This window comes from Brevundimonas sp. D3-1P (assembly GCF_055809335.1).
In genome coordinates this window covers 2004200-2028113 of record NZ_CM147908.1, presented here as the reverse complement: position 1 = coordinate 2028113, position 23914 = coordinate 2004200, and the positions used below count along the sequence as shown (strand labels likewise).

The 23914-nt window shown below is 69.7% G+C and carries 28 protein-coding genes; 18 read left to right on the top strand and 10 right to left on the bottom strand.

Annotated features, from left to right (window positions below):
• Positions 1–116: 116 nt before the first annotated feature.
• The 4 genes from mutS to AC0L6G_RS10325 form a co-directional block, all read right to left on the bottom strand.
• Positions 117–2798, bottom strand: coding sequence for a DNA mismatch repair protein MutS (gene mutS, locus AC0L6G_RS10340; RefSeq protein ID WP_473252144.1), 2682 nt, complete (start codon positions 2796–2798; stop codon positions 117–119).
• Positions 2799–2873: 75 nt separating this feature from the next.
• Positions 2874–3791, bottom strand: coding sequence for an aldo/keto reductase (locus AC0L6G_RS10335; protein WP_293826755.1), 918 nt, complete (start codon positions 3789–3791; stop codon positions 2874–2876).
• A 96-nt stretch (positions 3792–3887) separates the two neighbouring features.
• Entirely contained in the window at positions 3888–4520 is a 633-nt protein-coding gene (gene maiA / locus AC0L6G_RS10330; protein ID WP_473252143.1) for a maleylacetoacetate isomerase, read from the bottom strand.
• Entirely contained in the window at positions 4517–5185 is a 669-nt protein-coding gene (locus AC0L6G_RS10325; protein WP_473252142.1) for a fumarylacetoacetate hydrolase family protein, read from the bottom strand. The genes maiA and AC0L6G_RS10325 overlap by 4 nt, the downstream gene beginning before the upstream one ends.
• 147 nt (positions 5186–5332) lie before the next feature.
• On the opposite strand from AC0L6G_RS10325, the gene AC0L6G_RS10320 reads away from it, so the two are divergent.
• The 7 genes from AC0L6G_RS10320 to AC0L6G_RS10290 all read left to right on the top strand — a co-directional run bounded on the left by AC0L6G_RS10320 (position 5333) and on the right by AC0L6G_RS10290 (position 9561).
• Positions 5333–5677: an ElaB/YgaM/YqjD family protein gene (locus AC0L6G_RS10320; RefSeq protein ID WP_291538797.1), complete on the top strand. Its 345-nt coding sequence runs from the start codon at positions 5333–5335 to the stop codon at positions 5675–5677.
• Complete coding sequence (locus AC0L6G_RS10315; RefSeq protein WP_291538794.1) at positions 5677–6087, top strand: hypothetical protein; 411 nt, start codon at positions 5677–5679, stop codon at positions 6085–6087. Before AC0L6G_RS10320 ends, AC0L6G_RS10315 begins: the two co-directional genes overlap by 1 nt.
• A gap of 106 nt (positions 6088–6193) precedes the next feature.
• Positions 6194–6376 carry a DUF1328 domain-containing protein gene (locus AC0L6G_RS10310; protein ID WP_291538791.1) on the top strand — a complete coding sequence of 61 codons (183 nt, stop codon included), beginning with the start codon at positions 6194–6196 and terminating at the stop codon, positions 6374–6376.
• 139 nt (positions 6377–6515) lie between these two features.
• Positions 6516–7139, top strand: coding sequence for a hypothetical protein (locus AC0L6G_RS10305; protein ID WP_473252141.1), 624 nt, complete (start codon positions 6516–6518; stop codon positions 7137–7139).
• A 2-nt stretch (positions 7140–7141) separates the two neighbouring features.
• Entirely contained in the window at positions 7142–7444 is a 303-nt protein-coding gene (locus AC0L6G_RS10300; protein WP_291538787.1) for a winged helix-turn-helix domain-containing protein, read from the top strand.
• Between the two features lie 21 nt (positions 7445–7465).
• Positions 7466–8245 carry a tyrosine-protein phosphatase gene (locus AC0L6G_RS10295; RefSeq protein ID WP_473252140.1) on the top strand — a complete coding sequence of 260 codons (780 nt, stop codon included), beginning with the start codon at positions 7466–7468 and terminating at the stop codon, positions 8243–8245.
• On the top strand, positions 8242–9561 hold the full coding sequence (locus tag AC0L6G_RS10290; protein WP_473252139.1) for an anthranilate synthase component I family protein: 1320 nt from the start codon (positions 8242–8244) through the stop codon (positions 9559–9561). The genes AC0L6G_RS10295 and AC0L6G_RS10290 overlap by 4 nt, the downstream gene beginning before the upstream one ends.
• A gap of 10 nt (positions 9562–9571) precedes the next feature.
• Here the strand turns inward: AC0L6G_RS10290 and AC0L6G_RS10285 are convergent, their stop codons facing one another.
• The 3 genes from AC0L6G_RS10285 to AC0L6G_RS10275 are packed head-to-tail and all read right to left on the bottom strand — an operon-like array spanning position 9572 to position 11071.
• Positions 9572–10105: a TadE/TadG family type IV pilus assembly protein gene (locus AC0L6G_RS10285; RefSeq protein WP_473252138.1), complete on the bottom strand. Its 534-nt coding sequence runs from the start codon at positions 10103–10105 to the stop codon at positions 9572–9574.
• On the bottom strand, positions 10102–10662 hold the full coding sequence (locus tag AC0L6G_RS10280) for a TadE/TadG family type IV pilus assembly protein (protein WP_473252136.1): 561 nt from the start codon (positions 10660–10662) through the stop codon (positions 10102–10104). The genes AC0L6G_RS10285 and AC0L6G_RS10280 overlap by 4 nt, the downstream gene beginning before the upstream one ends.
• A gap of 7 nt (positions 10663–10669) precedes the next feature.
• On the bottom strand, positions 10670–11071 hold the full coding sequence (locus tag AC0L6G_RS10275) for a pilus assembly protein N-terminal domain-containing protein (RefSeq protein ID WP_473252135.1): 402 nt from the start codon (positions 11069–11071) through the stop codon (positions 10670–10672).
• 237 nt (positions 11072–11308) lie between these two features.
• On the opposite strand from AC0L6G_RS10275, the gene AC0L6G_RS10270 reads away from it, so the two are divergent.
• From AC0L6G_RS10270 to AC0L6G_RS10230, 9 genes are all read left to right on the top strand, one after another.
• Positions 11309–11494 (top strand): Flp family type IVb pilin, encoded by a 186-nt coding sequence (locus AC0L6G_RS10270; RefSeq protein WP_473252134.1) that lies wholly within the window; start codon positions 11309–11311, stop codon positions 11492–11494.
• Between the two features lie 99 nt (positions 11495–11593).
• The gene (locus tag AC0L6G_RS10265; RefSeq protein ID WP_473252133.1) at positions 11594–12112 is read left to right on the top strand and encodes an A24 family peptidase; all 519 of its coding nucleotides are present in this window, start codon (positions 11594–11596) and stop codon (positions 12110–12112) included.
• A 119-nt stretch (positions 12113–12231) separates the two neighbouring features.
• Entirely contained in the window at positions 12232–13146 is a 915-nt protein-coding gene (gene cpaB, locus AC0L6G_RS10260; protein WP_473252132.1) for a Flp pilus assembly protein CpaB, read from the top strand.
• Positions 13147–13157: 11 nt separating this feature from the next.
• Complete coding sequence (locus tag AC0L6G_RS10255; protein WP_473252131.1) at positions 13158–14696, top strand: type II and III secretion system protein family protein; 1539 nt, start codon at positions 13158–13160, stop codon at positions 14694–14696.
• Positions 14697–14703: 7 nt separating this feature from the next.
• The gene (locus AC0L6G_RS10250) at positions 14704–15393 is read left to right on the top strand and encodes a CpaD family pilus assembly protein (protein ID WP_473252130.1); all 690 of its coding nucleotides are present in this window, start codon (positions 14704–14706) and stop codon (positions 15391–15393) included.
• A gap of 3 nt (positions 15394–15396) precedes the next feature.
• Positions 15397–16950 carry a CpaE/TadZ family protein gene (locus AC0L6G_RS10245; protein ID WP_473252129.1) on the top strand — a complete coding sequence of 518 codons (1554 nt, stop codon included), beginning with the start codon at positions 15397–15399 and terminating at the stop codon, positions 16948–16950.
• A gap of 3 nt (positions 16951–16953) precedes the next feature.
• On the top strand, positions 16954–18594 hold the full coding sequence (locus AC0L6G_RS10240; RefSeq protein WP_473252127.1) for a CpaF family protein: 1641 nt from the start codon (positions 16954–16956) through the stop codon (positions 18592–18594).
• Between the two features lie 3 nt (positions 18595–18597).
• Positions 18598–19578 (top strand): type II secretion system F family protein, encoded by a 981-nt coding sequence (locus AC0L6G_RS10235; protein ID WP_473252124.1) that lies wholly within the window; start codon positions 18598–18600, stop codon positions 19576–19578.
• A gap of 9 nt (positions 19579–19587) precedes the next feature.
• The gene (locus AC0L6G_RS10230; RefSeq protein WP_473252123.1) at positions 19588–20568 is read left to right on the top strand and encodes a type II secretion system F family protein; all 981 of its coding nucleotides are present in this window, start codon (positions 19588–19590) and stop codon (positions 20566–20568) included.
• Here AC0L6G_RS10230 and AC0L6G_RS10225 read toward each other — a convergent pair.
• Together AC0L6G_RS10225 and AC0L6G_RS10220 are read right to left on the bottom strand one after the other, a co-directional pair.
• Positions 20565–20999 (bottom strand): SRPBCC domain-containing protein, encoded by a 435-nt coding sequence (locus tag AC0L6G_RS10225; protein ID WP_291538759.1) that lies wholly within the window; start codon positions 20997–20999, stop codon positions 20565–20567. The two genes, AC0L6G_RS10230 and AC0L6G_RS10225, sit on opposite strands and share 4 nt — an antisense overlap.
• Positions 21000–21078: 79 nt before the next feature.
• Complete coding sequence (locus AC0L6G_RS10220) at positions 21079–21432, bottom strand: hypothetical protein (protein ID WP_293826719.1); 354 nt, start codon at positions 21430–21432, stop codon at positions 21079–21081.
• Between the two features lie 89 nt (positions 21433–21521).
• Here AC0L6G_RS10220 and AC0L6G_RS10215 point away from each other — a divergent pair, with 89 nt between their 5' ends.
• Entirely contained in the window at positions 21522–22829 is a 1308-nt protein-coding gene (locus AC0L6G_RS10215; protein ID WP_473252120.1) for an amidohydrolase, read from the top strand.
• On the opposite strand, the gene AC0L6G_RS10210 is transcribed toward AC0L6G_RS10215, so the two are convergent.
• Positions 22826–23410, bottom strand: a complete 585-nt coding sequence (locus AC0L6G_RS10210; protein ID WP_473252118.1) for an NADPH-dependent FMN reductase — start codon at positions 23408–23410, stop codon at positions 22826–22828. The two genes, AC0L6G_RS10215 and AC0L6G_RS10210, sit on opposite strands and share 4 nt — an antisense overlap.
• 36 nt (positions 23411–23446) lie before the next feature.
• On the opposite strand from AC0L6G_RS10210, the gene AC0L6G_RS10205 reads away from it, so the two are divergent.
• Complete coding sequence (locus tag AC0L6G_RS10205) at positions 23447–23905, top strand: MarR family winged helix-turn-helix transcriptional regulator (protein WP_473252117.1); 459 nt, start codon at positions 23447–23449, stop codon at positions 23903–23905.
• Positions 23906–23914 lie beyond the last annotated feature (9 nt).

Below are 23914 nucleotides of genomic sequence, written 5' to 3'. Positions count from 1 at the left end.
CTGTCGATGCCAGGTTTGCCGTCGCCACCTAAGCGATGGGTGCGGCATCCGCCCCCTCCACCATGCTGCGCATGGTCCCCCTCCCCCGTTTCGCTGCGCTGCACGGGGGAGGATTTTCAGGCCAGACCCTTCAGCCGATAAAGCGCCTCCAGCGCCTCGCGCGGGGTCAATTCGTCGGGGTCGACGTCGCGAAGGGCCAGTTCCAAGGGCGACGGACCGCGCACCGGCTCCGGTTCGGCGACGGCGAACAGGGGCAGGTCGTCCAGACGGGCGGCGGCGGCCTTTTCGCCCTCCAGCCGCTCCAGCACCGAGCGGGCGCGGGCGACGACGGCGCCGGGCACGCCGGCCAGCTTGGCCACCTGCACGCCATAGGAGCGGTCGGCGGCGCCGGGCGCCGCCTCGTGCAGGAAGACCAGGTCGCCGTTCCATTCCTTGGCGACCATCGACAGGTTGCAGACGTGATCCAGCCGCGTCTCCAGCTGGGCCAGCTCGTGATAGTGGGTGGCGAACAGGGTGCGGGCGCGATTGGTCTCGTGCAGGGCCTCGGCGGTGGCCCAGGCGATGGCCAGGCCGTCGTAGGTCGCCGTGCCGCGTCCGATCTCGTCCAGCACCACGAAACTGCGGGGCGTGGCCTGGGTCAGAATGGCGGCCGTCTCGACCATCTCCATCATGAAGGTGGAGCGGCCGCGCGCCAGATCGTCGCCGGCGCCGACGCGGCTGAACAGCCGGTCCACCACGCCCAGCCGCATCGATCGGGCGGGCACGAAGGCCCCGGCCTGGGCCAGGATGACCAGAAGGGCGTTCTGGCGCAGGAAGGTCGATTTACCGGCCATGTTCGGGCCGGTGACGATGGCCAGGCGCGCGCCGTCCCGGCCCGATCCATCCAGCCGGGCGTTGTTGGGGGTGTAGGGATCGCCCGCCGCCTTGACCGCCGCCTCGACCACCGGATGGCGGCCGGCCTCGACGCAAAAGGCCAGGGTGTCGTCCACGACCGGGCGGACGGCGCCGGTTTCTTGCGCCCACTCGGCCAGGGCGGTGTGGGCGTCCAGTTCGGCCAGGGCCTCGGCCACGGCCTGCAGCGGCTGGGCCAGGCGTGCGACCTCGCGCCGCCAGGTCTCGAAGGTCTCGGTCTCGATCGCCAGGGCGCGGTGGCCGGCCTGGCTGATCCGGGCGTCGAGCTCGGACAGTTCGACGGTGGTGAAACGGACCTGGCTGGCCAGCGTCTGGCGGTGGATGAAGGGGCTGTCGGGGCCGGCGCGCAGCAATCCCTCGGCGGCCTTGGCTGAGGTCTCCAGGAAATAGCCCAGGACGGCGTTGTGCTTGACCTTGAACGGCACGCCGGATTCGGCCACGGCGCGGGCTTCCAGATCGGCGACCACGCGGCGGCTGTCGTCGCGCAGGGTGCGGGCGGCGTCCAGTTCGGGGCGATAGTCGGGGCGGACGAAGCCGCCGTCGCGCGCCAGATGCGACGGCTCGTCCACCAGACCGTCGATCAGGTCGGCCATCAGGCGCGACAGGTCCGGCGACAGGCCCAGGCGATCCAGCGCCACGGCGATGCGGCGCGGCCGGCCGGTCAGGGGATCGACCTGGCCGATGAACAGGCCCGACAGACGCTCGGCCGCCGACAGGCCGATCCGCACGGCGGCCAGGTCGCGCGGTCCGCCGCGGCCCAGGGCCAGGCGGCCCACCGCGCGCGCGATGTCGGAGGAGGCTTTCAAGCCCTCGCGCAGATTGCGGCGCAGGTCGCGGCGCTCCAGCAGCCATTCGACGGCGTCCAGCTGTTCGTTGATCGCCAGGGGGTCGCGCAAGGGGCGGGCGATCCGTTCGGCCAGGGCGCGGGCGCCGCCCGAGGTGACGGTGCGGTCGATGCAGGCCAAGAGACTGCCTTCGCGCTCGCCCCTCTGGGTGCGGTCGATCTCGAGACTGGCGCGGGTCGCCGGGTCGATGGCCAGAAAGCCGCTTTCGCCCAGGCGGCGCGGCGGGGCCAGGGCAGGAACCTTGCCGGCCTGGGTCGTTTCCAGATAGGCGGCGATCAGGCCCAGGGCCGAGACCTCGGCCTCCTCGAAGGCGCCGAAGCCGTCCAGGGCCGCCACGCCGTACAGCCGTTCGACCCGCGTTCGCGCGGCCTGGGGTTCGGCGATGGCGCCGGCCAGGGCCTGGACCACCCCGCCCGACCCGTCCAGGGCGTCGCGCGTCGTCGCGTCCGAATAGATGCGGTCCGTGACCAGGACCTCGGAGGGGCGGAAGGCGGCCAGGGCCGCGCCCATGTCCTCGACCGCGCAGGCCACGCTGTCGACCGCGCCGGACGACAGTTCGATCACGGCGACAGCCGCCCGTCCCTTGCGCACCGCCACGGCCGCCAGACGGTTGGCGCCGCGCGCATCCAGCAACGAATCCTCGGTCAGGGTGCCGGGCGTGACGACGCGCACCACGCCGCGATGGACCACGGCCTTGCCGCCGCGCTTCTTGGCCTCGGCGGGGTCTTCCAGCTGTTCGCAGATGGCCACCTTGTGACCCAGGCGGATCAGCCGGGCCAGATAGCCCTCCATCGCATGGACCGGCACCCCGGCCATCGGAATGTCATCGCCCTGATGCTTGCCGCGCTTGGTCAAGGTGATGCCGAGCGCAGCGGCCGCGACCTCGGCGTCCTTGAAGAACAGCTCGTAGAAATCGCCCATGCGGAAGAACAGGATGGCGTCCGGCTGGCCCGCCTTGGCCGTCAGATACTGCGCCATGAAGGGCGTCGCGCCTTCCAGCGAGGCGGCGATTTCAGGGGGGTGAGAGACCGGGGCGTTCATGCCCCGACAGGGTGAAGGATCGCGCCGCGCGCCTCAAGGGCGAACGACGGACCTTGCACAGGCTTGTCGGCGGGGTCAGGCGGCGCTGGAGATGCGCAAACGGGCGTCGGTGAAGGCGGCGGGCGCCTCCAGGGCCAGGGCCGACCAGTCCAGATCGGGGCAGGGGGCGTGGGCGGCGGCCAGGATGGCGCGCAGTTCGGCGGCCGAGGCGACGCTGGCCACGACCTTGTCCACCCCCTTCAGCGACAGGGCGTAGGCCAGGGCCGCCTGCATGGGGTCGCAGCGTTGTTCGGCCAGGCGGCGGCGGGTGCGCGACAGGGCCTGGGCGTGGCTGGCCAGTTCGGGCGGCAGATCCTCGCCGCCTGCGAACAGCAGGCCGTCGGCGAAGACGGAGGACAGATGCACCGCCGCGCCGGCGTCGGCGACGGCCTCCAGCACGCCCTCCTGGGCCGCGCGCTGATCCAGCAGGCTGCAGGGAATCTGGATCACGTCCGCCTCCAGCCGGCGGGCCAGCAGGGCCGGGCCGTCCTCCAGCGTGGCGCAGAAGCCGATGCGGCGGAACAGGCCGCGATCCTTCAGGCTGCGGGCGCGGTCCCACAGGGCGCGGCCCTCGGCGCCCGCCAGGTCGGCGGCGCTGGAGATCAGAAGGACGTCGCCGCGCGGCAGGCCCATCCGTTCCAGGGAGCGGCGGGCGCGCGCCTCGACCCGGTCCAGGCCCTCGCTCAGGGCGACGGTGCGGACCGTGACCTGGAAGGGCGAGGGGAAGGGCCAGGCCTGGCCCAGCAGACGTTCGCCATCGCCCTCCGGCCGGGTGGCGATCAGCTTGACCCCCGCGTCGGCCCCGGTCTGAAGCAGGAACCGCATGGCGTCCTCGCGCGCGCCGGACGGGGCGCTCATGAAGGCGCCGGGCGCGCGTTCGGGCGCCGTCACCACGGCCAGGGCCAGGCGATGGGTGGGCGAGGACGCCGAAGGTGTGGCGGGGGAATACGACACCCCCGCACTGTGGCGCGCAATGCTTAAGGGACGCTGAGCGAGACCTTAAGCGAACCCTACTTATCCACCGCCGATATGCGTCGGCGGGGGATGGTTTCAATCGGCGTCCGGCTGGCGATCCGGGTGGGCGGCTTCGAAGGCGGGATGGGCCTGCGCCCGCGCCTCGACGGCCAGGAGATGCGGCCAGGGCGACAGGTCCATGTCGAACCGGCGGGCCGAATAGAGCTGCGGGATCAGATAGCAGTCGGCCAGGGTCGGGGCGTCGCCGAAGCACCAGTCCGCCCCATGCCGGTCGACCAGGGCCTGAAGCGCATCGAAGCCCGGCGCGATCCAGGCGGCGGCCCAGGCGTTCACCGCGGCCTGGTCGGCGGCGAAGTCGGCGCGCAGCGCCTTCAACACGCGCAGATTGTTCAGCGGATGGATGTCGCAGCCGATCAGGGCGCACATGGCCCGCACCGCCGCCCGGTCGTCGGCGGCCGAGGGCAGAAGCGGCGGAGACGGATGGGTCTCCTCCAGCCATTCCAGTATGGCCGGGCTCTGGATCAGGACGCGGTCGCCGGTCTGAAGCGCGGGCACCATGCCTTGGGGGTTCAGGGCCAGATAGTCCGGGGCCTTCTGCTCGCCCGTTCTGAGATCGTGGGCGGCCAGGTCGTAGCCGATCCCCTTCAACGCCAGGGCGATCCGCACCCGGTAGCTGGCGCCCGAGCGCCAGTAGCCGTGCAGGATCACGGGCGGATCTCGAAGCGGAGCGTCTCCAGCCCGGCGATGGTCACGACCACGCGGTCGCCGGGCTTCAAGGGGCCGACGCCCGACGGGGTGCCGGTGAAGATCAGGTCGCCGGGCTGGAGCGACCACAGGGCGGCCGCCGCCTCGACGATGCGGTCGGGGTTCAGGATCATGTCGTTCAGCACGCTGTCCTGTCTGGTCTCGCCATTGACGGTCAGCCGGATGGCGCCGGCGGGGTCGGGCAGGGCGCCCAAGGTCAGGGGGCCGCACGGCGCGGACTGGTCGAACCCCTTGGCGGCGTCCCAGGGGCGGCCGGCCTTCTTGGCCTCGGCCTGGAGATCGCGGCGCGTCAGGTCGCAGCCGACCGCCCAGCCGACGATCCCGATCCCGCCGTCCGCCGTCGGGCCGATGGCGGCGACCAGTTCAGCCTCGTAATGCAGCTCGTCGGTTGCGGGGGGATAGGCCGGGTCCGCGCCGTCCGACACCAGGGCGTCGCCGGGCTTGGAGAAGAAGAAGGGCGTCTGCTTGTCCGGGTCGGACCCCATCTCGCGCGCATGGGCGGCGTAGTTCTGACCGACGCACAGGATGCGGCGCACGGGAAAACGCGCGTCGCGGCCCACGACGGGCAGGGAAGGGACGGGACGGGGCGGGAACAGCCATTGGGTCATGGCCGTGTTCTAATGCGCCGGCCAGGGTCTGGCGAGGGGGCGGAGAAGACCGGTAGGATCGTCGCCTGGCGGGAACTTCGCGCCGGGAGTGGCGTTGCCGTACGGGGTTCTCTATTCTACCGCCAAGCTTTCAACGGAGCGCGCATCATGGCCAGCACCAAGGCCCGAGAAGACATCAAGGCCGACCTGAAGACCCTCAAGGAGGATCTGAAGACCGGCGCCCGCGAAGAGACCCAGCGCCTGCGCGAAAAGGCGGCCGAGGCCGAGGCCAAGCTGCGCGCCAAGAGCGAGGAAGTGCGCGAACAGGCGCGCGGCTATTACGACACCGCCCGCACGCGCGGCCGCGAATATTACGACGACGCCGCCGAGCGCCTGGACGAGGCGCAACGTTATGTGGTCGAGCGGGTGCAGGAGCGTCCGCTGCAATCGACCGCCGTGGCGCTGGGCGTCGGAGTGATCCTGGGCATGCTGCTGGCCGGTCGTCGCCGCTGATGTTCAAGGCGCTCGTCAAAAAGCTGGTCGCGACGGCCGTCGTCGCCGCCAGCGCCTTTCTGGCCGTCATCTTCCTGGGGTTGACGATCTTCTATGCGCTCAGCCTCAAGCTGACGCCGCTGGGGGCCGCCGCCGTCACCTTCGGCCTGTTCGCCCTGGTCGCCCTGATCGTGATCTTCGTCTTCCTTCGCGGCGGGTCGGACGAGGGGGACGAAGAGGAGGACGAACCGTCCGGCCTGTTGGGCAAGGTCGTCCACATCATCCGCGAACGTCCGGTCATCGGCGCCGTGGGCGGCCTGGGCGCCGCCTTCCTGCTGTTGCGCAATCCGGCCCTGGCGGCGATCGTGGCCAGCATGGTCGCCGATCGCAAGATGGACCGCGGCGGCTATTCGCGCCGCCGCCGTCGCTGATCGCGCTGGATCAGGGAACAGCCAGGGCGCGGCGGCGTTGATCGGGCGTACCGACGAACGGCTCACGGGTCGCCGGAGGTCATAACAACGCAGGAGAGCTAAACCCATGATGCGCTGGGCGATTATCTTCCTGGTCGTGGCCTTGGTCGCGGCCGTTCTAGGCTTCGGCGGCATCGCGAACTTCTCGTTCGAGATCGCCAAATTCGTCGCGGTCGTCGCGATCATCCTGTTCGTCATCGCCTTGGTGGCCGGCGGACTTCGCGGACGCGGCGGCGCGCCCCGACTATAACGGGCGAGACCGCATCGATGCGAAGAGGGGCGAAGCGCAGGCTTCGCCCCTTTTTCATGGCGCGGGCTGCATGAGTAAAAGCACTTTACAAAACAAAGTTTATCGTCGATCCTGTGGTCCTCATTCAGGAGCGCCGACGATGACCCGCGACACCCATACCCTTCAAGACGATATCGCCTATATGCGCGACCTGGCCCGCGAGGGTCGCAACGCCCCCTTGCTGGCCGGCCCCGTTCTGGTTCTCGCCGCCGTCGTCTTCGGCGCGGCCAGCCTGGGGCAGTGGGCGATCCAGAGCGGGCTGGCGCAGTTCAGTCCCTGGGCGTCTCTGTGGCTTTGGATCGGCGCCGGCGTCGTGTTCGCCGTCGGGCTGACGGTCCTGATCGGCCGCATCCAGTCCAAGCCCGGCCATCGCTCGTCGGGCAATCAGGCGGTGGGCGCGGCCTGGTCGGCCGTCGGCTACGGCATCTTCGTCACCTGGCTGGCCCTGGTCGCCCTGTCGGTGAAGACCGGGAACTGGTCGTGGATGGCGGTGATGCCGACCGCGGTCCTGGTCGCCTATGGCTCGGCCTGGTTGATCGGGGCGGCCATGACCCGTACGCGCTGGATGTCGATGACGGCGCTGTTGTCCTATGCGGCCGCGGTGGGCGTGGCCTGGTTCATCGACAGCGCCGCGATCTACGGGGTCTTCACCGTGGTTCTCGTCGCCGTGGCCCTGGTTCCCGGGATCATCCTGATGCGCCAGGAACCGGCGGAGACCGCCTGAGCATGGCCGACGATTTCGACATCGGCCGGATCGACGACGTCATTCACGGGCGCATCCGGCTGGGGATCATGGCCTATCTGTCAGGGGCGGGCGGAGCGGACTTCGCCACGCTGAAGGCGCGGCTTCAGACCACGGACGGCAATCTTTCGGTCCATCTGCGCAAGCTGGAAGAGGCGGGCTTCGTCGCCGTGACCAAGAGCTTCCGGGGCCGAAAGCCCTTGACGGAGGCCAGTCTGACCGAGGCCGGCCGGGCCGCCTTCCTGGCCTATCTGGATGCGATGGCGGACCTGCTGCCCGCGCGATGAAAAACGGGTAGAAGGCGGCGCATGAGCGACCGTCTTCACGCCTTCGAGGCCATCGACAACTTTCGCGACTATGGCGACTACGCCACGGCGGCGGGCCGCCGGGTGCGGCCCGGCCGGCTGTTCCGCTCGGCCCACCATGCGCGGGCCAGCGCGGCGGACCTGGAGCGGCTGAAGGCGCTGGACATCGGCGCGGTGGTCGATCTGCGCCGGCCGGGCGAGCGGCGGGACCAGCCGTCGCGCCGGCCGGACGGCTGGTCCGGCCTGGTGATCGAGGGCGGGATCGACGACGGGGTCGAGGCGCCGCACATCACCTTTCTGAAGACCCAGGATCTGACGCCCGCCTCGGGCCGGCGGTTCATGCAGGACGTCTATCGCCGCCTGCCGTTCGACGCGGCGCACCAGGACGTGTTCGCCCGCTATTTCCAGGCTCTGGCCGACCAGGATCGGCCGGTCGTCATCCATTGCGCGGCGGGCAAGGACCGGACGGGCTTCCTGGCCGCCCTGACCCACCATCTGCTGGGCGTGTCGCGCGACGACATGGTCGAGGACTATCTGCTGACCAATGTCGCTGTGGACCTGGCGGGGCGGGCGCCGTCCATCGCGCGCCAACTGCACAAGATGACCGGCCGCGTCGCCGCCGACGACGCGGTGGTCGCCTTCCTGGGCGTCGAGGCCGCCTATCTGGAGGCGGCCCTGACGGAGGTGGAGGCGCGCCACGGCGCGGTCGACGCCTATCTGCGCGACGCCCTCGGGGTCGATGCGGATCGGCGCGAGCGGATCGCGGCCCGGCTGTCGGCGTGAGCGACGACTTTCACCACCAGGTCGTGCGCGCGGCGGCCTGGGTCGATCCGGTCGCGGTGGCGGCGGGGCTGGCGAAGGCCGAGGATGGCGGGGACGGGCTGCTGGCCCTGTTGTCCGACGGCGGACCGGGCGGGCGCTGGTCCCATGTCGCAGTCCAGCCGGATCGGATCCAGGTCGGGCCGATCGAGGACCGGGCGGCCTTCGAGGCCCTGCGCGATCCGGCCTTCGCGGCGGGGACGGCCGGCCTGGCCGCCTATGATGCGGGCGCGCGCCCGGCGACGGGGCGGCGCGAGACGGCCTGGCCTGACCTGATGCTGGCCCGCTATCCGGCCATGCTGACCTTCGACCACCGGGCGCGGGCGGTGCGGGCGGTCGGACGGGGCGCGACGGTCGCGGAGGCCGAGGCGGCGGCGGATCGCGCCCTGAACTGGCTGACGACGGCGCGCGCGCTCGAAACGCCGCCTCCGCCCGCCGAAGGTTTTCAGGCCGAGACCACGGCGGCCGCCTATCGCGCGGCGGTCGCCGATGTGGTGGGGCGGATCGCGGCGGGCGAACTGTTCCAGGCCAATGTGGCGCGCGCCTGGTCGGGGAGGTTGAAGCCCGACGCCGATCCGTTCGACGTCTTCCTGCGGCTGCAACGGGACAGGGCCGCGCCGTTCGGGGCCTATTGGCGGATCGGGGACCGTGCGCTGGTCTCCAACTCGCCCGAACTGTTCCTGAGTTTCGACGCCGACAGCCGCCGGATCGAGGCCCGCCCGATCAAGGGCACCCGGCCCCGCGCCGACGACCCGGCGGCCGACGCCGCCCTGGCCGCCGATCTTCTGGCCAGCGCCAAGGACCGGGCCGAAAACCTGATGATCGTGGACCTGATGCGCAACGACCTGGCGCGCGCCGCCGCGCCCGGTTCGGTGCGGGTGGAGACCCTGTTCGCGGTGGAGACCCATCCGACCGTGCATCATCTGGTCTCGACCGTGACGGCCAGGGCGCGCGCGGGCGTCGGGGCGGCGGACCTGATGGAGGCGACCTTCCCGCCCGGCTCGATCACCGGGGCGCCCAAACACCAGGCCATGAAGGTGATCGCCGCCCACGAACCGCCGCGCGGCCCCTGGTGCGGCTCGCTGTTCCTGGTGGGCGAGGGCGGGTCGCTGACCGCCTCGGTGCTGATCCGCACGGCGAGCTTCGAACGGGCGGGGGGCGTGTGGCGCTATCGCACCCTGGCCGGGGCCGGCATCGTCGCCGACAGCGACCCCGCCGCCGAGGAGGCCGAGACGGACGTCAAGATTTCGGCCATGCGCGAGGCCCTGATCGGGGCGTGAACCCGGCGGTTCAGCAGCCCCCGGAGCAGGGGATGACGTCGACCGTGCGCGGACGCAGATAGGCCACCCGCTCGAACCGGGTGAAATAGGGCGCGACCTGATCGAACGGCGACGAATAGTCGTAGTTCGCCTCGGCCACGATGACGGACTCGCCTTGGCCCAGCATATTCGGCGGGATGTTGGCTTGGGCTGGCGTCAGCTTGGCCGCGATGCCGCGGCCGACGCTCCAGTCGACCTTGTAGGTCGTGGCGTCGACGCGGGTCACGCTGCTGACCCTTTGGGTCAGGGGGCTGTTGGGGAAAGGCTTGATGATCTGGTCGCCGATGGCGAAGATGTCGGTGAGCTGGGTCTTCGTCACCTTGTCGTTCTGCGACACCAGGTCGGCGACCATGGAGGCCACATGGCCCGTGCGCTTCAGCGCCATATAACCCTGACAGAACTCGACCAGGCCGAAGTAGAGCAGGATCAGAATGGGGGCGAGGAAGGCGAATTCCACCGCCGCCACGCCGCGCGTGTCCCGCGCCAGTCTGCGAAGGCGGATCATGGCGTCGCCGCCTTCGTCCACGGCTCGTTGCGGAAGGCGGTCGCGGATTGCAGCAGAACCTTGCCTGGTCCGATGCGCGAGGCGGCCTGGCTGAGCAGGGGGCTGGCCATCGGATGGGCGTACCAGACGCGCACCAGGATCAGATCGCCGGGATCGCCGCCGTCGAACAAGGTCTTGCTTGGATCCATCTCGCCGTTGGTGATCGGATCGGGCGGGTCGGGCGTGGCGAACTGGGGGATGACGCGCACGTCGATGGTGGCGCGCGTGATGCAATCGCTCTTGAACAACACCATCCGGTCGCACAGTTCGGTCTTGAAGCGGGCCGCCGTGAACTTCTGCTGATCGGCCTGGCCGGTGCGGATCAGGCGCCCGGATTCCATCGTCGCCGTTTCCAGCAGGGAATCCAGCACGAAGACCATGCCCAGTTCCAGGATCGAGAAGATCATCAGGAAGAAGGGAAGGGCCACCATAGCGAACTCGACGGCGGCGACGCCGTCGCGACCCCGCCGCACGCGGGCGCGACGCATCCAGGCCGTCAGGAGGGTGCGCGCGATCATGGTGGGGTCAGGGGGCGCTGGACGCGACCGCAGGCGCGCTGCGGACGCTGGGCGAGCAGGAAGCGCCGCAGGTCATTTCGGTCGCTTGGGCGCCGCGCCAGACCCTGACCGAGCCGGTCGCGCCGCCCGACACCACGATCTCGCGCTGGAAGAGGGTGCGGCCCACGCCGTCGACGGCGACCACCTCGGTCACGCCATAGCCCTTGCCGACGATGAACAGGGTGTTGGCGTCCACCATCGACACATCGGCGATCTGGGGATTGGCCACGATCACGGAGGCGGCGGCTCCGCGCAGCTGGACGCGCGCCGAACGGTCGATCTCGACGTTCAGCGCCCCGTCCTGGGCGATGGAGACGGCGGGCAGGGCGCAAAGGGCGGCGGCGAGAAGAACGGCGGGGATGCGAGACATCGGCGGCTCTGATGAAGGGCGCGTGCAGACGCGGACGCGCGCATGATGCGCCGACGATCCTCAACAAAGGCTGAAGCCGACGTACGAGAATTTTCTTTGGTGAATCCGTGCGTAACCAAGTCTCGTGACTCAGATTTAACGGGGGTGCGGCATTGTGATCCTGCGTTTGGGGGTCAAGCGGGCTACCGGCTCCCCCCGCCAGTTGCTCGCCAGATCATTTTCAAAAAGGGACTACCAATGACCAAGTTCATCTCGCGCTTCGCCAAAGACGAATCCGGCGCCACCGCCATCGAATACGGCCTGATCGCCGCCCTGATCGCCGTCGCCCTGATCGCCGTTCTGGGCACAATGAGCACCAGCCTGAAGAACACCTTCACGAAGGTCTCGACCAAGCTTGACGCTGCGAACACCGCCGCCGGCTAAGACTGGCAGACGTTTAAGAATGCCGGGCCGGGGCTGAAAAGCTCCGGCCTTTTCTGTTTTGGCAACTCAACCTTAAGCCCTGTCTGAGACGATAGCTGCATGGACATCATCCTAATCATTGCGCTCGGCGTGTTTCCAGCCCTCGTCATCGTCGGCGGTCTGAACGACCTGACGACGATGAAGATTCCAAACTGGATTTCCCTGACTCTGGTCGGCGCCTTCTTCCCCGTCGCCCTGCTGGTCGGCGTCGCGCCGGTGGATATCGCCGTCCACGTCGGCGTCGGCTTGGCTGCTCTGGCCGTCGGCATGGGAATGTTCGCCATGGGATGGATCGGCGGGGGCGACGCCAAGCTTTTGTCCGCCAGCTGTCTCTGGATGGGATTGAGCGGTGTTGCGCCCTTCCTGTTATCGACAGGGGTGGTGGGCGGCGCCTTCTGCCTGTTGCTGATGACCGCGCGTCAGCACTTCTCGGCGGTCTCGCCCTTCGTGACCCAGGGCTGGGTCGTCAATCTGATGCAGCCCAAGGGCGACATTCCGTACGGCGTCGCCATCGCCATCGGCGCCCTGATGGCCCTGCCCGAGAGCGGCCTGGTTCTGGCCTTCGCTTCGGGGCGCTAGGGCCGGGCCGACCGGCGTTCGGCGCGCTTAGGAAGCGTTAACCGATACCCGGCATGATCGTTAACGGTAGGCGTCGGGGACTGAATCCGAGATCAGAGCGCCAGCCGGAGATATTCTGGATGAAGCCCGCCCGCATCGCCGTTCTGTGTATCGCCGCCGTCGCCGCCATCGGTCTGGCCCTGGTGGTCCGGGCCATGGGATCGTCGTCCAAAGAACCCGCCGCGCCCGCCGCCGCCGCGCCCGTCGAGGTCCGGCCGATGGCCAAGGTCCTGGTCGCGGCCAAGAATCTGGAACCCGGCAAGCGGATCGCCGAGGCCGATCTGTCCTGGAAGGACTGGCCGGTCGACGAGGTCGCGCCGGTCTTCATCACCGACGGCGCAACGCCCGTTCCGGCCAAGCCGGCCGCGGCCAACGCCGCCGAGAAGGCCGCCGGCGCCGTGGAGAAGGTCGCCAAGGCGGCGACCGACATGGCCGTCACCGGCGCCAAGTCCGACTATATCGGCGCGGTCGTGCGCGAGCCCATATTGGCCGGCGAGCCGATCGTGGGGCGCAAGATCGTCCGCGCCGGCGACAGCGGCTATCTGGCCGCCTATCTGGAGCCGGGGATGCGGGCCATGGCCATCGCCGTGACCGTGGAATCGGCGGCCGGCGGCTTCATCCTGCCGGGCGACCGGGTCGATGTGGTGCTGACGGCCGAGACCAGCCGCAACGGCGCGGCCGAAGGCTCCGCCAAGTCCAAATTCGTGTCCGGCACGGTGCTTCAGAATCTGAAGGTCCTGGCCATCGACCAGTCGACCCGCGCGGGCGACGACGAACAGGCCGTGGTCGGGGCGACCGCGACGCTCGAGGTCCGGCCCCAGGACGCCGAGCTCCTGGCCCAGGCCAAGGCCGAGGGCGAATTGTCGCTGGCGCTGCGCTCCTATGCCGACACCGCCGGGCCGTCGGGCGCCACGCGGCGACGCGCCGCCGCCGCCCAGCCCCAGGCCGTGCGCATCTATCGCGGCGGCGCGCCCGAGGTGGTGGCCGTTCCATGAAAGCCGATCCGATGCGCCACACTTCGTTTCGAAAGGCCGCCGCCGTCGCCTGCGCCCTGTTGGCTGGCGTGGCGATCGCGCCCGCAGGCGCGGCCCAGACCCGTGCCGCCGTGTCGATGGGCGCGGCCCCGCAACTGATCAATCTGCCGCGCGGCACCTCCTTCGCCGTGGACCTGCCGGCCGACGCCCGCGACGTGATCGTGTCCAATCCGCAGGTGGCCGAGGCCATGCTGCATTCCCCCCGCCGCATCACCGTGATCGGCGTGGCGCCCGGCGAAACGGACGCGGTCTTCCTGGACGGCGCGGGTCGGACGATCCTGAGCCTGCGGGTGCGGGTGGACGCCGGCACCAGCGCGCTGCAGGATACGCTGAACCGGATGATCCCGGGCGGGCAGGTCCGCGCCGAGGCGGTCAACGACAGCATCATCCTGAGCGGCGTGGCGGACAATCCGGCCGCCTCGGTCCAGGCGACGCGCATCGCCGCGGCCTTCGTCTCCGCCCCTGAGAAGGTGTTGAACCTGATCACCGTGCCAGGTTCGGACCAGGTGACGCTGAAGGTGCGCGTGGTCGAGGTTCAGCGCAACGTCATCAAACAACTGGGCTTCGACACCTCGGCCGTCGTCGGGCGGCTGGGCGACACCCAATGGCTGCTGGGCAACGCCGCCAGCTGGGGCGTCAACGGCGCCCTGCTGGGCGGGATCAGCGCCGGCACGTCGATCGACACGACCAAGAACTATCAGATGCAGGCGCCCTGCATCGGGCCGGGCTGGGAGCCCGGCGCCTTGTGTCCTTATACGGTGAACGGCGGCGCGCCGGGCGATCCGTCGAACTGGGACACCGCCCAGCCCGGCACCGGCCCTGGCTCGGACGGGCTGAACAAGGGCGAGGCCATGGTCAAGGCATTCGAGCGGGTCGGCCTGCTTCGGACCCTGGCCGAGCCGAATCTGACCTCGGTCAACGGCGAGGCGGCCAGCTTCCTGGCCGGGGGCGAATTCCCCGTGCCGGCCAGCCGCGACGCCGAGGGCCAGATCACGGTTCAGTACAAACCCTATGGCGTGGGCCTGTCGTTCCGCCCCGTCGTCCTTTCGGGCGGGCGCATCAGCCTGCAGGTCAAGGTCGAGGTGTCGGAACTGACGTCCCAGGGCGGCCTGACCATCGGCGCGGGCACGGCGTCTTCGATCACCCTGCCGGGCCTGACCGTGCGGCGCAGCGAGAACACCATCGAAATCCCCTCCGGCGGGTCGATGATGATCGCCGGCCTGCTTCAGGAAAACAGCCGCCAGGCCGTCGATTCCCTGCCAGGCGTCACCAATCTTCCGGTGCTGGGCCAGCTTTTCCGCTCGCGCGACTATCTGATGGGCGAGACCGAACTGGTGGTCATCGTCGAGCCCTATATCGTCGGCCCGACCTCGCCGGACCGGATGCAGACGCCGGCGGACGGCCTGCGCATCGCCTCGGACAGCCAGACCATCCTCTTCGGCCAGTTGAACCAGGTCTATGGGCTGCCGAACGCGCCCCCGGCCGGTTCGGTCGGCTATGTGATCGAGTGAGCGCCCCATGAGCCGCACGATGAACCGCACCGCCCTCGCCGCCCTTTCGACCGCCCTCGCCCTGTCGCTGGGCGCCTGCGTCGGCGGGCCGGCCAGCCTGGGGGGAGAACCGCCGCTGACGCCGACGTCGCGCTACGTCCTTCAGGTGGAGCCGAACCTGGACCGGATCGCCCTGGCCGTGCACGACGCCGGTCTGTCGCCGGCGCAGGCCGCCGCCCTCCAGGCCCTGGCGGGCCGCTACGCCCAGGCCGAGGGCGGGCCGCTGGTGATCGAGACGCCGGCCGGCGACGATCCGGTCGCCCTGAACCAGGCCTACGCCGTCCAGGCCGCCCTGGCCGGATGGGGCGTGCCCGCCGATCGAATCCGCCTGGCCAGCTACGCCGCGCCCGATCCGCGCGCGCCGGTGGTCGTCGGCTTCGAGACCGTGCGGGCCGTCGTGCCCCAGTGCGGACGGACGTGGGGCAATCTGAGCCGGTCGGGCGACAACCAGTCCGCCTCCAACTTCGGCTGCGCCGTCACCGCCAATCTGGCGGCCCAGATCGCCGATCCGCGCGACATCCAGCAACCGCGCGCCATGACCCCCGCCGACGCCAGCCGCCGCACCGTGGTCTTCGACCAGTACCGCGCCGGCAAACAGACCTCGGCCGAGGCGGAAACCCTGATCCGGGAGACCGCCGTCTCCCGCGCGGTGAACTAAGCCATGAGCACAGCGCCCGCCCCCCGCGCCTTCGAGGCCTTCGACGAGGGTTTCGACGTGGACCTGGAGTTCGACGCCGCGCCGGCGGGGGGGCCGACCGAGGCGTCGCACGTTCCCCTCGCGTTCAGCGCCGCCCCGGAAGCGGCGCCGACCCCCGGTTACAATCCCGTCGGCGCGGTGATGGCCAGGGCCGAGGCCAGCTTGGCCGAACCCTATCCAGCGGCCCCGACGGCGACGGCCGAACCGGCCCTGGCGACGCTCGCCCCGACCGGCCTGGCGCCCGCGGCGGCCATCGGCGAGGTGTCGGTGCCGCGCATCGCCATCCATGTCTTCGCCGAGCGCCAGGACACGCTGGCGGCCGCCGAACGGGCGGCCCAAGACCGGCGTCTGTCGCGCGCCACGACCCAGATCCGCATCGGCGGGGTCGCCGCCGCCGTCGAAACCTATCAGCACGAGCCGACGCCGCCGCTGATCATCGTCGAATGCCTGAAAGATCCCCAGACCCTGTTGTGGGAGGTCGATCAACTGGCCGAGGTCTGCGACGCCGGCACCAAGGTGATCGTGGTCGGGGCGACCAACGACATCATCCTGTTCCGCGAACTGATGCGGCGCGGCGTCAGCGAATATCTGGTCGCGCCGCTGCAGCCGCTGCAGCTTATCGCGGCCATCGGCGGCCTGTTCAACGATCCGGCCCAGCCCTTCGTCGGACGCACCATCGCCTTCGTCGGCGCGCGGGGCGGGGCGGGGGCCTCGGCGGTGGCGCACAACACCGCCTATGCGATCTCGGAGCGGATCGGCGCCAACACCGTCATCGTCGATTACGACCTGCCGTTCGGCACGGCGGGGCTGGACTTCAACCAGGATCCCCTGAGCGGCGTCGCCGACGCCCTGGGCCAGCCCGACCGGCTGGACGCCACCCTGCTGGATCGGATGATGGTCCGCTGCACCGACAAGCTGAGCCTGTTCGCCGCGCCGGCCAGCCTGGACGCGGACTGGGACATCTCCACCGAGGCGTTCGAGGAGGTCACGACCCGGATTCGCGCCACCGCCCCCTTCGTCGTGCTGGACCTGCCGCATCTGTGGTCGCCGTGGATGCGCCGCACCCTGATCGCCGCCGACGAGGTGGTGGTGGTGGCGACCCCCGACCTGGCCAGCCTGCGCAACGCCAAGAACATGATCGACCTGATCCGCCAGGGCCGCCCCAACGATGCGCCGCCGCGTCTGGTGCTGAACCAGATCGGCGTGCCGGGCCGGCCCGAGATTCCGGCCAAGGACTTCGGCGCGGCCCTGGGGGTGCACGCCAGCCTGACGATCCCGTTTGACGCCAAGACCTTCGGCGCGGCGGCCAACAACGGCCAGATGATCCTGGACGCCGGGTCCAAGACCAAGGCGGCCGAGGCGTTCCAGACCCTGGCCCAGATCGTGTCGCGCCGCGAACTGCCGGCCGTCGCCGGGCCGAAGGGCAAGGGGGGCAAGGCCGGCAAGGCGGAAAGGCCCGCCAAGCCCGCCGACGGCGCTTCCAAATCCCTGTTCGCCAATATGTTCAAGAAGCGCTGACGGATGTTCGGCAAGCGCACAGGCCAGCCCGGCGTCGCGGCGTCCTTGCGTTCCGCGCCTTCGCCGGCCGCGAACGAACCCGTGTCGGTGTTCAACGCCGAAAGCGCCGCCGCGCCTTCGTCCGGTCACGCGCCTGCCTACGCCTTCGCCGACGACGACTTCGAGCCGGCGGCCGAGGCCTTCGCCCGCGCCGATGCGCCCGCCGCCGCCGCGCCGACCGCCGACCGGCTGGACGCCCTGGCGTCGCGTCCCCGTCCCAAGCCCGAGGCCCTGCGTCCCGCGACGAACCCCGCCGGAGCCGGCCCCAAGCCCACCGCCGGGCTGGAGCAGCTGAAAAAGGCCCAGGCCGTCGCCGAGATCGTCCGCCAACAGAGCGACTATTATCACGCCACGAAGACCACCATCTTCAACGCGCTGATGAACACCATCGACCTGGCCCAGCTGGCGCATCTGGACCAGAAGGCGGCGTCCGAGGAAATCCGCGACATCGTCGCCGAACTGGTGGCGATCAAGAACGTCTCCATGTCGGTGGCCGAGCAGGAGCATCTGGTCCAGGACATCGTCAACGACGTCCTGGGCTATGGGCCGCTGGAGCCGCTGCTGAGCCGCGACGACATCGCCGACATCATGGTCAACGGCGCCGGACGGGTCTTCATCGAGGTCGGCGGCAAGGTCCAGCTGACCAATGTCCGGTTCCGCGACAACGCCCAGCTGATGAACATCTGCCAGCGGATCGTGTCGCAGGTCGGCCGTCGCGTGGACGAGAGCAGCCCCATCTGCGACGCCCGCCTGCCTGACGGCTCGCGCGTCAACGTCATCGCCCCGCCCTTGGCCATCGACGGCCCGACGCTGACGATCCGCAAGTTCAAGAAGGACAAGCTGACGATGAAGAATCTGGTGGAGTACGCCTCCATCAGCCCCGAGGGCGCGCGCGTCCTGGGCGTCATCGGCGCGTCGCGATGCAATCTGGTGATCTCGGGCGGCACGGGGTCGGGCAAGACGACGCTGCTGAACACCCTGACCGCCTTCATCGACCCGACCGAGCGCGTCATCACCTGCGAGGACGCCGCCGAATTGCAGTTGCAGCAGCCGCACGTGGTGCGCCTGGAAACCCGCCCGCCGAACCTGGAAGGGCAGGGCACCATCACCATGCGCGACCTGGTCAAGAACTGCCTGCGGATGCGCCCCGAACGCATCATCGTGGGCGAGGTGCGCGGACCCGAGGCGTTCGACCTGCTGCAGGCGATGAACACCGGCCACGACGGCTCGATGGGCACGCTGCACGCCAACAGCCCGCGCGAGGCCATCAGCCGGATGGAATCGATGATCACCATGGGCGGCTACGGCCTGCCGTCCCGAACCATCCGCGAGATGATCGTCGGCTCGGTGGACGTCATCATCCAGGCGGCGCGCCTGCGCGACGGCTCGCGCCGGATCACCCACATCACCGAGGTCGTGGGCCTGGAAGGCGACGTGATCGTGACCCAGGACCTGTTCGTCTACGACATCACCGGCGAGGACGAGAACGGCAGGATCGTGGGGCGTCACCGTTCGACCGGCATCGCCCGCCCGCGCTTCTGGGATCGCGCCCGCTACTATGGGCTGGAGCGCGAACTGGCCGACGCCTTGGACGCGGCGGAGTAAGCGATGCTGCCGATCCTCGCCGCCGTCCTGGCCTTCATCACCATCGGCGGCCTGGGCTGGGTCTTCGTCGGGGGCGAGGATTCCTCGTCCCAGGCGATCAAGCGCGCCCAGAACCTGGGCGAGGCCAACAAGAAGAGCCCGGCCCTGGCGCGAAAGGCGGCTGCGGCCAATACGCCCGAGGCGCGCCGCAAGCAGATACTGGTCCAGCTGCAGGAGGCGGACCGGCGCGAGCGCAAGGCCCGCACCACCCTGGGGTCGCGGCTGAAACAGGCGGGACTGAGTCTCAGCGTGCGCGCCTTCTACATCATCTCGGCCGCCGTCGGCGTGATCGCCGCCCTGGCCGCCCTGGTGCTGGGGCTGCCGATCCTGGTGGTGCTGGGGCTGGCCCTGATCTTCGGCCTGGGCCTGCCGCGCTGGGTCATCGGCTTCCTGGCCAAGGGGCGGATGAAGAAGTTCTCGCTGGAGTTCCCCAACGCCGTCGACGTCATCGTGCGCGGCATCAAGTCGGGCCTGCCGGTCCACGAATGTTTCAAGATCATCGCCCGCGAAAGCCCCGCCCCCCTGGGGCCGGAGTTCCAGAAGCTGGTCGAGGGGCTGGGTGTAGGGCTGACGCTGGAACAGGCGCTGGACAAGATGTTCCAGCGGATGCCGACGCCGGAACTGCGCTTCTTCACCATCGTCATCGCCATCCAGCAGAAGACCGGCGGCAATCTGGCGGAGGCGCTGGGCAATCTGTCGGCGGTGCTGCGCGCCCGGCGGATGATGGGCGAGAAGATCAAGGCCCTGTCGTCGGAGGCCCTGGCCTCGGCCGGCATCATCGCCTCCCTGCCGCCGGCGGTGATGACGATGGTGATGTTCACCACCCCGGCCTATATGATGCCGCTGTTCAACGACATCCGCGGCAACTTCCTGCTGCTGATCGCGGCGCTCCTGATGGCCACCGGCGTCTTCGTGATGAAGCGCATGATCTCGTTCAAGTTCTGAGGCGGCGTCATGGAAGGCTTCATCCGCTTCATCACCGATCCGCAGAACCTGCTCAGCATCGGCGTGGGCGTGCTGGTCTTCGCCACCGTGCTGACCCTGCTGTCGTCGATGACCGGCGGGGTCAAGCTGGACAAGCGGATGAAGGCGGTCGCCGAACGCCGCGACGACCTGAAGCGCCGTTCGCGCGCCGGCATGGCGGCGGGCCAGGGGGCGCTGCGCCATACCGACGAAGGCTTCAAGAAACGGGTCGTGGACCGGCTGAACCTGACCAAGCTGCTTGAAGACCCCAAGGTCGCCGGCCAGATGGCCCAGGCCGGCTATCGCGGCCCGCGGCCGCTGACGACCTTCTACTTCTTCCGCTTCGCCTCGCCTTTCATCTTCATGACCGTGGCGGTCTTCTACATGTTCGTCATCAAGGTCGTGGACTGGCCCACGATGAACAAGCTGACGCTGGTGATGGCGGCGGCGGTGGCGGGCTTTTATGCGCCGAACCTCTATCTGAAGAACCGCATCGACAAGCGCCGCACCTCGATCATGCAGGCCTTTCCCGACGCGCTGGACCTTTTGCTGATCTGCGTCGAGGCGGGGATGTCGATCGAGGCGGCGATCACCAAGGTCAGCCAGGAGATGGGGCCGTCGTCGATCGACCTGGCCGAGGAGCTGTCGCTGCTGTCGGCCGAACTGTCCTATCTGCCCGACCGGCGCATGGCCTACGAGAATCTGGGCAAGCGCACCAACCATCCGGGCGTGAAGTCGGTGGCGACCGCCATGACCCAGGCCGAGACCTACGGCACGCCGCTGGCCACCGCCCTGCGAGTGATGGCCAAGGAGAACCGCGACCTGCGCCTGTCGGCGGCGGAGAAGAAGGCCGCCGCCCTGCCGGCCAAGCTGACCGTGCCGATGATCCTGTTTTTCCTGCCGGTGCTGTTCATCGTCATCCTGGGCCCGGCGATCCTGAACGTCATCGACATGATGAAGTCGGGAAGCTAGCCGGCCTCGGCGGCGGTCTTCAGCCCCTCGGCCATCGCCTCGTGCGCCTTGCGGATGGCGGGTCGGTGCTTGTCGTGGAACAGTTCGCCGCGCAGGCCCGAGAACCTGACCCCGATGGCCAGGATGCAGTTGCTGGGCGCCAACTCCTCGATCTCGATATAGCGCAGGCTCTGGAACAGGAAGCCGCGCTTTTCCGCCCAGACCAGGCGCACGCGCGGCTGCCATTCGGCGACCTGGGCCAGGGATTGCCGGGGCGGCATCTCGGGCCAGGCTTCGGTCATGGTCAGGCGGCCGCCGAAGGCGATCACCCCTTCGACCTCGGCGTCGACCGGATTCCAGCGGCGCCAGCCGGGCAGGTCCGCGACCAGGTCCCATATACGGTCGGACGTCGCCCGGACCCCGATTCGCTTTTCGATGCGAGTGTCATCCATGGGTTCGCTCTGACACGGCTGGCCGTTCGAAGAAAGGCGCCAGTTGGACGCCCGTTCCAGGCCGCTCGCCCGCGCGCCTTCAGTCGGGCTCGACCGTCTTCAGCCGACGCCCGTCGTCCAGCCCCAGCCGCGTCTTGACCTCGAACAGGTCCGCCCCCGCCGGCACGATCAGCAGCTTCTTGGGCTGGGCGGCGTTGACCGCCACCACCGCCCCCTTGGGACAGATGTCGAAACAGTCGGTTCCGGTGACGACCAGTTCGCCCTTGCGCCCCGATTTGCCCTTTTTGAGTCGCAGATATTTGCGCAGGGCCTTCTTCAGGGTCAGGTCGCCGTCGGGGCCGAAACCGCCATCCAGCTTCTTGGAGCATTTGCGGCAGACCAGGACCACGTCCCGCCATTCCGTCTTCGCGCTCTTGAAGTCCTTCTGGCCCATGCGAGGAGAAATCGCCGTTCGCGGAGCCTTGCACAAGCCGTCGCGGCGCCGTCACCTGTCGGCGGGCTGAAATTTCACGGGACCTTCATATGCGCAGATTGTTCGCCGCCTTCACGCTTTGGCTGCTGTCGGCGGCCGGGTCCGCCCACGCCCAGCCTGCCGATGCAGCAGCGGCCGTGGACGCCGCCGTCCAGCGCGTGACGCCTCAGGTGATCGCCTGGCGCCGCGATTTCCACCGGCATCCCGAACTGGGTTTCGCCGAGACGCGATCGGCCGGGATCATAGCCGACCATCTGCGGTCGCTGGGGCTGGAGGTGCGCACCGGGGTCGGCAAGACCGGGGTGGTGGGCGTCTTGCGCGGCGCACGGCCTGGACACGTCGTCGCCCTGCGCGCCGACATGGACGCCCTGCCGGTGCAGGAGGCGACAGGGCTGGCCTTCGCCTCGACGGCGACGGGGGCCTATATGGGCGCCACGGTTCCGGTGGCCCACGCCTGCGGCCACGACATGCATATGGCCATGCTGATGGGCGCGGCCGAGGTGCTGGCCGGGATGAAGGACCGGATCGCCGGCACGGTGGTCTTCGTCTTCCAGCCGGCGGAAGAAGGCGCCCCTCCCGGCGAGCCCAAGGGCGGCGCCGCCCTGATGATCGAGGAGGGCGCGCTGACCGATCCCAAGCCCGAGGCGATCTTCGGCCTGCACGTCGTGCCGGGCGTTCCGGGCACGGTGTTCTACCGGCCGCAGGGCTTCATGGCCGCCTCCGACCGGATCGACATCGGCCTGAAGGGCAAGCAGACCCACGGCGCCTGGCCCTGGCGCGGGGTCGACGTCGTGGCGGTGGCGGGTCAGGTCATCGAGACGGTCAACACCCTGACCGCGCGCACGGTCGATCCGACCACGACCCCGACGGTCTTCACCATCGCCACCGTCAACGCCGGCGTGCGCTACAACATCATTCCCGACAACGCGACGCTGTCGGGCACCCTGCGCACCTTCGACACGGCCCAGCGCGACGCGCTGGTCGCGCGCGCCGAGACCGCCATCGAGCATGTGGCCGAGGCCTATGGGGCGGCCGCCGAGTTCAGCGTGAAACAGAATGCGGCCCTGGTGTTCAACGACCCCGGCCTGTCCGCCTGGCTGGCCCCGGTCCTGAGCGAGGCAGCGGGCCAGGGGAACGTCAACCCCGCCACGCCCCCGACGACGGTGGCCGAGGACTTCAGCTATTTCCAGCAGGTCGTCCCCGGCGTCTTCTATCACCTGGGCGCCAGTCCCGATGGCGTCGATCCGGCGACGTCGGCGCCGAACCACTCGCCCGAGTTCTCGCCGAACGAAAAGGTCCTGCCCTTGGGCGTGAAGGCCCACGTCCTGACGGCGCTGCGGTTCCTGGAGCGGAGTTAGGCCCGGTCGCGGACGTCGGCCGCCGCCATCGCCTGGGCGAGTTCGGTCCATCCCTGGCGCACGACATCGGCCGACCCGTCGAATAGGGCGGCGGCATCGTCCAGCGGGGCGTCGGCCTCGATCATCGCGCGCGGCAGAGTCAGCGCCGGTATGGCGGCGACCGGCGTCATATGCAGGCCGGTGACGACCTCCCGCAACTGGCGGGCGCACTTGTCGCCGCCGTGGCCGCCATAGGTGACGATCAGGGCCGGCTTGCCCGCCCATTCGCGATACAGGTGATCCAGGGCGTTCTTCAGGGACGCCGGATAGCCCCAGTTGTACTGGGGCGTGACGAAGACGAAGGCGTCGGCGGGCGCGATCTTCGCGCTCCAGGCGCGCGTGCCGTCGCAAACATAGCCGCCCCTGGCGGGCACGCCGGGTTCGGCGTCCAGGGGCAGGGGCCAGTCCTTCAGATCGACCACTTCGACGGCGGCGTCGACGATCGGTCGGCCAAGGTCTGCGATCCATTCGGCGATGGCGATGCAGCGTCGCCGGGGCCGGACGCTGCCGGCGATGACCAGAATGGTTTTTGCGTGTATCATGCACCCATTATGCGCCGAAGCGCGGAGAAGTAAAGCGTGTATAGTGCACATGAAATGGACGAGCTGGGTTCGGTCGTCCTTGAACTCGCCGGGATCGTAAACCGGCCGGATCGCGACGATCTGCTGCTGGCCGAAGCGGGCGTGAGCCTGGATCGCGCCCTGTTTCCGCATCTGGTCCGGCTGTCGGTCCGCGGGCCGACGGCGGTGGCGGAGCTGGCCGCCGAGGCCGGACGCGACCACACGACGGTCAGTCGCCAGCTGGCGAAGCTGGAAAGCCTGGGCTTGATCTGGCGCCCCCAGGCGCAGGGCGACGCCCGCACGCGCCCGGCCGCCCTGACGCCGGAGGGCGAGGCGATCGCCGAGGCGATAGGGGCGGCCCGGCGTCGGCTGCTCTCCAAGGCCCTGGCCAGCTGGTCGGCCGCCGACCGCCAGGCCTTGGTCCGGCTGAACCGCCGTTTCGTCGACAGCCTCATGGCCGGTTTCCAGGCGAAATAGGGCGGGCGA